The organism is Candidatus Infernicultor aquiphilus, assembly GCF_002784285.1.
Lineage (GTDB): Bacteria > Atribacterota > Phoenicimicrobiia > Phoenicimicrobiales > Phoenicimicrobiaceae > Infernicultor > Infernicultor aquiphilus.
On sequence record NZ_PFKO01000155.1, the window covers coordinates 1 to 7,542 of the forward strand.

General features: G+C 36.5%; 7 protein-coding genes. 5 read left to right on the plus strand and 2 right to left on the minus strand.

The features are described from left to right. The first annotated feature begins 87 nt into the window (after positions 1–87). The 4 genes from COZ07_RS04265 to COZ07_RS04280 all read left to right on the plus strand — a co-directional run bounded on the left by COZ07_RS04265 (position 88) and on the right by COZ07_RS04280 (position 3,989). Positions 88–780: an aspartate/glutamate racemase family protein gene (locus tag COZ07_RS04265; protein ID WP_406607347.1), complete on the plus strand. Its 693-nt coding sequence runs from the start codon at positions 88–90 to the stop codon at positions 778–780. Positions 781–860: 80 nt separating this feature from the next. Next, positions 861–2,051: a dicarboxylate/amino acid:cation symporter gene (locus COZ07_RS04270; RefSeq protein ID WP_406607348.1), complete on the plus strand. Its 1,191-nt coding sequence runs from the start codon at positions 861–863 to the stop codon at positions 2,049–2,051. A 201-nt stretch (positions 2,052–2,252) separates the two neighbouring features. Further along, positions 2,253–3,701 carry a proline--tRNA ligase gene (gene proS, locus COZ07_RS04275; protein WP_406607349.1) on the plus strand — a complete coding sequence of 483 codons (1,449 nt, stop codon included), beginning with the start codon at positions 2,253–2,255 and terminating at the stop codon, positions 3,699–3,701. A gap of 30 nt (positions 3,702–3,731) precedes the next feature. After that, positions 3,732–3,989, plus strand: a complete 258-nt coding sequence (locus COZ07_RS04280; RefSeq protein ID WP_406607350.1) for a translation elongation factor-like protein — start codon at positions 3,732–3,734, stop codon at positions 3,987–3,989. 40 nt (positions 3,990–4,029) lie between these two features. On the opposite strand, the gene COZ07_RS04285 is transcribed toward COZ07_RS04280, so the two are convergent. Further along, complete coding sequence (locus COZ07_RS04285; RefSeq protein ID WP_406607351.1) at positions 4,030–4,830, minus strand: slipin family protein; 801 nt, start codon at positions 4,828–4,830, stop codon at positions 4,030–4,032. A gap of 6 nt (positions 4,831–4,836) precedes the next feature. After that, positions 4,837–6,144 carry an NfeD family protein gene (locus COZ07_RS04290; protein WP_406607352.1) on the minus strand — a complete coding sequence of 436 codons (1,308 nt, stop codon included), beginning with the start codon at positions 6,142–6,144 and terminating at the stop codon, positions 4,837–4,839. Between the two features lie 303 nt (positions 6,145–6,447). On the opposite strand from COZ07_RS04290, the gene COZ07_RS04295 reads away from it, so the two are divergent. Next, on the plus strand, positions 6,448–7,542 hold a 1,095-nt coding region (locus COZ07_RS04295), incomplete at its 3' end, for a Clp1/GlmU family protein (RefSeq protein ID WP_406607353.1).

Here is a 7,542-nt window from a genome sequence, read left to right on the forward strand (position 1 = left end):
TAGTATTCCCCGATCAGGTCGAGGACAGGTTTGTTTACTTTTTGGGGGACAATCATAATCTGGTAAAAGGGAAGTAAAAAATTAGAAATGCCAGAAAAGATTATCGGAATTTTAGGTGGAATGGGGCCGGAGGCCACCATTGACTTATTTTATAAGATAATTAAATTTACTCCGGCAGAAAAAGACCAGGAACATTTAAGAATAATTATTGATAATAATCCTAAGATACCGGATCGGACTGCCGCTATCTTAGGAAAAGGAGAAGACCCTCTTCTAGCTTTACAAGAGACAGCTCAAAATTTAGAAAAAGCTGGAGCCGATTTTATAGTTATCCCCTGCAATACTGCCCATTATTTCCTTTCCTCAATTCAAGAAAGTGTTAACATACCAGTACTAAATATGATAGAAGAGACTACTAAAGAAACTAAAAAAAGAATTCCTCAAATAAAAAAGGTAGGGCTTTTAGCTTCTATAGGTGTCTATAAGTCGGAAATATATCATCAACACTTTAAAAAATTTAATATTGAGGTTATCTCTCCCGAGGAGAAGGATAAAGAAGAAATTATGAAGGTAATCTATACGATTAAAGCAGGAAATTTATCTAAGAGGGTAAAGAAAAATATTTTGAAAATCGCCCAAAAATTGATCGATAAAGGAGCAGAAGCAATAATTGCTGGCTGTACCGAGATTCCCCTGATCTTAAAAGAGGGAGATGTCTCAGTCCCACTAATAGACCCAACCCAAATTTTAGCCAGAATAGCTGTTCAGAAAGCGAGGTGATGATCTAAAAGAAAAGAATAGGCAAGATTGGTGAAATTTATTTGGTTATTTTATTATTTTTTTCAGGGAGGAAATGAAAAATGAAACTTTTTCAAAAAATTTTAATCGGTTTTGTTTTAGGAGCAATTTTAGGAGCAATATGGGGACCGGGTATAGTATGGATAAAGCCAGTGGGTACTATTTTCCTTAATTTATTGAAAATGCTTATTATCCCATTAATCTTCTCTACTTTGGTAGTAGGAGTAGCCAGTATTGCTGAACCTAAAAAATTAGGAAGAGTAGCTGGTAAGACTATAATGTATTATTTAATAACCACTGCTATTGCTATAGTTATCGGCTTATTGGTGGGAAATATAATTCAACCCGGCGCTGGTATGAATTTAGTATTAGAGGGAGCTGCTAAGGAGGCAGCCAAAACTCCTTCCCTGGTTGACACTATAATAAACCTGATTCCGACCAATCCAATTGGAGCAATGGCCGATGGTATAGTGCTCCAGGTAATAGTCTTTGCTCTCTTCTTTGGTGTTGCTATGACCAAAGCAGGCGAAAAAGGAGCTGCAGTTCTAAAGTTTTTTGAAGGATTTGCGGAGACTATGTACAAACTCACGGGCACAGTAATGGGATTTGCCCCTTACGGCGTATTTGCCCTGATTGCGGTTACAGTTGGTTCTTATGGTTTAGCTGTTTTAATACCTTTTGCTAAATTAATTTTTGCTGTTTATTTGGGTATTATAATACATGAAGTAGTAGTATATTCTGGGATGGTTTCTATCATTGGTAAAATGAGCCCTGGGAAATTTTTCAAAGGGTTTAGTGAAGCAGCACTGTTAGCTTTCACCACTTGTAGTAGTTCAGCGACCCTTCCGGTTTCTATGCGGAACGTTCAGGAAAATTTAGGAGTTTCGCCCACTATTTCCAGTTTTGTTATGCCCTTGGGGGCGACGGTTAATATGGATGGAACAGCCATGTATCAGGGTATATGTGCTTTATTTGTAGCCCAGGCTTATGGCATACATCTTGGCTTGGGAGGACAATTAACCGTACTTCTAACCGCCCTTTTGGCCTCAATCGGTACCGCTGGTGTACCAGGGGCAGGTTTGGTTATGTTGACTATGGTTCTTACCTCTGTGGGTTTACCTCTGGAAGGAGTAGCCTTAATTGCTGGAATTGATCGAATATTAGATATGGCCCGAACCTCCTGTAATGTAACTGGAGATGCTGCCTGCGCAGTAGTGGTAGCCAAGACCGAAGGCGAATTAGTAAAAGTTTAAAGATAACGACAGGGGATAGTCCTTTGGTGCATTTAAATTCGAGTATTAAAAATAGTAGGGGCAGACCTTGTGTCTGCCCTTTTTAATTTGATACGAATAAAATCTTTAGACAAGCATATTAAAATATGGTAAAATCTTTAATAAATCAATTTATATCAAGGTAATAATAAATGTAGCCAATAGAGGAGGAGTATCATATCAGTGGAGAAAGATATAGAATTTGTTAAAGAAATTACCTCAAAAGAGAAGGACTTTTCACAATGGTATGTAGATGTAGTAAGAAAAACCGAGTTAGCTGATTATACTACCATAAAAGGTTGTATGGTTATTAGACCATATGGATATGGTTTGTGGGAGAATATGCAAGCGGGGTTAGATAGAAGGATCAAAGAAACCGGGCATAAGAATGCTTATTTCCCATTGTTTATTCCCGAGAGCTTGTTAAAGAAAGAGGCAGAACACGTGGAAGGTTTTGCCCCTGAGGTAGCCTGGGTTACGGAGGGAGGAAGCCAAAAATTAGAAGAGAGATTAGCGATTCGTCCTACTTCTGAGGCGATAATCTGTAGTCTATATTCTAAATGGGTCAGATCCTGGAGAGATCTTCCTATCCTTATAAATCAGTGGGTAAATATTGTCCGTTGGGAAAAAGTAACCCGTCTGTTTTTAAGGACTACTGAGTTTCTTTGGCAGGAAGGTCATACTGCTCATAAGAACGAACAGGAGGCAGAAGAAGAAACCTTAAAGATATTGAATCAGGTTTATCGGGATTATATTGAAAATGATCTGGCTATTCCGGTAATTGTTGGGAGAAAAACAGAAAAAGAAAAATTTGCCGGTGCTTTACACACTTATACTTTGGAGGCCCTGATGACTGATGGTAAAGTGCTGCAGGCGGGGACCTCTCATAACCTGGGACAAAATTTTGCTAAAGCTTTTAATATTAAATATTTAGATGAAGACCAGCAAGAAAAATATGTCTGGCAGACCTCCTGGGGGACGACTACCCGATTGATCGGAGCTTTGGTTATGGTCCATGGTGATGATCGGGGTTTGAATTTACCTCCCAAAGTTGCACCGGTTCAAGTAATTATAATACCTATTATGTTTGATAAGACCAAGAAAGAAGTTAGAAATAAAGCTGAAGACATCATTACCATTTTAAAGAAAGATTTTAGAGTAGAAATTGATAGTCGAGATGAATATACCCCGGGTTGGAAATTTAATGAATGGGAGATGAAAGGGGTTCCTTTAAGGTTGGAGATTGGGCCTAAAGATTTGGCTAAGAGTCAGGTAATGATGGTGAGAAGGGACACCGGGGAAAAGATGGCAGTAAAAGAAGAAAAATTAGTAGAGACAGTAGAAAAATTATTGAATAATATTCAGGAAAATCTTTTTAATAAAGCAAAGAGTTTTTTACAGAAAAATATTCGAGAAGTCTCAGATTATAATAAATTCAAAGAAATTATGGAAAAAAAGAGAGGTCTAATCAAGACTTATTGGTGTGGAAATAAAGATTGTGAGGATAAGATAAAAGAAGAGACTAAAGCAAGCATTAGATGCATTCCCTTTGAACAAGAAGAAGCTTCGGGAAAATGTATTTGTTGTGGAAAAGAATCTTCTACTGTAGTTTATTTTGCCCGAGCTTATTAAAAATTTAAAAAATAAAGGAGGGTAGAAAAAATGGCTGAAGTAAAGATTGGAAAAGTAACTGATTATTTTGCTAAAATAGGAGTTGCTGCATTGGAAATAGAGAATGAAGAATTACATGTAGGAGATACTATTCATTTTTTAGGACGTACTACTGATTTTGTACAGAAAATAAATTCCATGCAGATTGAACACCAATCGGTAGATTCTGCTAAACCTGGCGAAGGAGTAGGAATTAAAGCAAAAGATAGAGTTCGTCATGGTGATGAAGTATATAAAGTTACCGATTAAATTAAATTATTATTGTATAGATAAGGTCATTCCTGTTTCCTTAGGAATGACCTTTATTTATTTTCTTTTTACTTTCTTTTGAGGAAAAATTTTCCAGAAAAGGTTTAATTAAATCGATAGGCAAGGGAAATAGAATAGTTGAATTTTTATCAACTGATATTTCGGTTAAAGTCTGTAAGTATCTAAGTTGTAAAGCAGTAGGTTGTTCTTGAATTTTTTCTGCAGCTTTGACTAATTTTTCTGAGGCTTGGTATTCCCCTTCGGCATGAATTATCTTTGCTCTTCTTTCTCTTTCAGCCTCAGCCTGTTTAGCCATAGCCCTTTTCATGCCCTCGGGTAATTCAATCTCTTTTGTCTCTACTGCAGTTACCTTAATTCCCCAGGGTCCGGTGTGTTCATCCACAATTTTTTGCAGGGTCTGATTTATTTTTTCTCTCTGTGATAATAATTCATCTAATTCCATCTGCCCTAATACACTGCGTAGAGTAGTCTGGGCAATTTGGGAGGTAGCAGAGACAAAATTTTCTACTTCTACCACTGCATTTTCCGGGTTGACTACCCTAAAGAAAATTACCGCATTTACTTTTGCCGGGACAGTATCTTTGGTGATTATCTCCTGGACCGGTACATCCATAGTAATAATCCGGAGGCTTACCCTTACCATTTTGTCTACTATGGGGATAAGAAAAATTATTCCTGGACCTTTAGCTCCAACCAATCTTCCCAATCTGAAGATTACTCCCCTTTCATATTCTCGCAATATTTTAATAGCCTGAGACAAGATAATAATGACTATTATTAAAATTCCTAAATACATTTGTAGATTAGCAATTATATTCATTTCAATTTACTCCTTTCGAATACATTTTTTGACTATAAGCTGAAGGCCCCTTACTTCTAATACTTCCACTTCTTCTCCTTCCTTAATTATTTCACCTTCAGTAGAAGCCTGCCATCTTTCTCCATAAACAAAGATGGTGCCTTCCGGATCAAGGACGGTTTTAGTAATCCCCACTTTTCCGATAAGACCTTCTCTTCCGGTAACCGGCTTTTTCCATTGAATCCTAATCCCTTTACTTAAAGCGAAGATAAAGAAAGCTGCAGTGGATAAAGACATCGCTATAATTAATCCTAATGAAATTCTAAAAAAAGGAGCAGTAGATTTGGATAACATAAAAGAACCTAAAATAAGGGAGGTAACTCCCCCTGCAGTAAGAACTCCAAAGGTAGGAGTATATATTTCTATAATAAAGAGTACAATACCGAATATTATTAGAAGGAGACCTCCATAATTAATAGGTATACTCTGGAAGGCTACAAAGGCTAAGATAAGAGATATTCCTCCTACAATTCCCGGGAAGAAAGAACCGGGATGACTGAATTCACCCAGGATGCCGTAAATTCCTAAGAATAATAAGATGTAAGCTATATTGGGATTGGTTAAGGAATGGAGGAATAAATCTTTAGAACTCATTTTCACCGGGATTATTTCTGTGTCTTCGGTCTTAAGTACTCTGGTCCCACTTGCGGTGTTTACTCTTACTCCATTAATAATTTTTATTAATTCATTTACATCTTTGGCAATGAATTCTATCACTCCTTGTTCGATAGCTTCTTGTTCGGTAATTGATACACTTTCTCTTACTGCTTTTTCCGCCCACTGGGCATTTCTTCCCCTCTTCTCAGCAATAGTCTTAATGTATGCTGCAGCATCATTTACCATCTTAGCTTTCATTTCCTCATCGATCTTTTCCTCACTTATAGCTACTGGATGGGCAGCCCCAATATTAGTACCGGGAGCCATAGCAGCAATATTACTGGCTAAGGTAATGAATACTCCTGCTGAGGCTGCTCTACCACCTGGAGGAGAGACATAGACTATTATGGGGATAGTGGAATTTAACATCTTTTTTATAATATCTCTCATTGAGGTGTCCAGTCCCCCTGGCGTATCTAATTGTAAGATTAAACATTCTGCCTCTTCTTTCTCGGCATCTTCAATTCCTCCAACTACATATTGAGAGGTGATAGGATTTATCATTCCATTTAATTGAAGAAGATATATAGATGGCTTAGGATTAGTATAATTTTCTTTCAACGGGCAAGAAAAAATAAATATTAAAATTAGAAAGAAGAAGATTATCTTTATTTTCATATTCATCTTTCCTTTTCTCTTTCGGGAGAGGGTTGTGATGATGAAGATAAATTCTTATTTGCATTATTATTATAACATAATTTTTATAAAATAGCAGGAGTTTTGTAAGAAATATAGAATATAGATATAATTTTAAATAATTAAAAAACGGATTATATCACTTACAAAGTCATTGCGAGCGACCGCAGGGAGCGTGGCAATCTCTATACCGTTGAGATTGCTTCGTCGTTAAACTCCTCGCAATGACAAAACGAGAAGTGGGGGGTTGATTCATCGACTTGCCGTAATAAAATGAGGTGGAAGATGAAACAGCAAGATTTAATAGAAGAATATTTTATACCCGGTGATTGGCTTGAAATAGCTAATCAAATTTTAAAAGGTAGGGGAGTGGTATTAGTGTTGGGAGCTACAGATACTGGTAAAAGTATCTGTAGCTTATTATTTGCCAATTTTTGGGCTAAGCATGGAAGGAAAGTTGGGATTGTCGATGTAGATATGGGGCAATCTGATTTAGGGCCTCCTACTACTATGGGGATGGTAGTAATTAATAAGCCAATAAAGAGTTTAGGAGAAGTCTCAGCAGATATTTTGTATTTCGTCGGATCAACTTCACCTCTGGACTATTTTTTACCTACTGTTTGTGGAACTAAGAAGTTAATTGATGAAGGGAAGAAAAGAGAGGCAGAAATAATAATCGTAGATACTACGGGGTTGGTAAAAGGGGCTCTTGGGCGAACTCTAAAAGAAAATATGATTGATATAGTTTCTCCTTGCCATATTATTGCTTTGCAAAGAAAGGATGAATTGGAACACATCTTAAAATTTTTTGTTCTAAATGAAGATGTTTTTATTCACCGTTTGTCTCCCTGTACAGAAGTAAGAAGGAAGACTTATTTTCAACGTCGAGAGGCAAGAGAAGAAAAATACAGGGAATATTTTAAACAGGCTTCTTCTTTAAAAATTGATTTAGACCATTTGAATATTAGGGGAAGCTATTACTATTCTGGGATTGCTTTGGATGAGGAAGACCTCTCATTTTTAGAGAAAACTTTAATGACTGAGGTAATTTATGGGGAGAAGACACCAGAAGGGATATTTATAATTGTCAAAGAAAGATTGCCGGAAAGACTTAGTGGTCTCTTTCGGATTAAGAAAAGATTTAACATAGAAAATATAATTATTGCCGAAGAAGATAAATTTAAAAATTTATTAGTTTCTCTTGATGATCAACAGGGTTTTGTGGTAAGTTTAGGTATTATCCAAGAGTTTGATTTTAAAAGAAAAATTTTTACCATTTATACTCCCCTAAAAGATGTATCCACAATTTTCAGTGTAAAATTTGGGGCAATTAAAATAGATTTAGATGGAAAAGAGCTGGGGAAAATTTCCCCAGGAGAA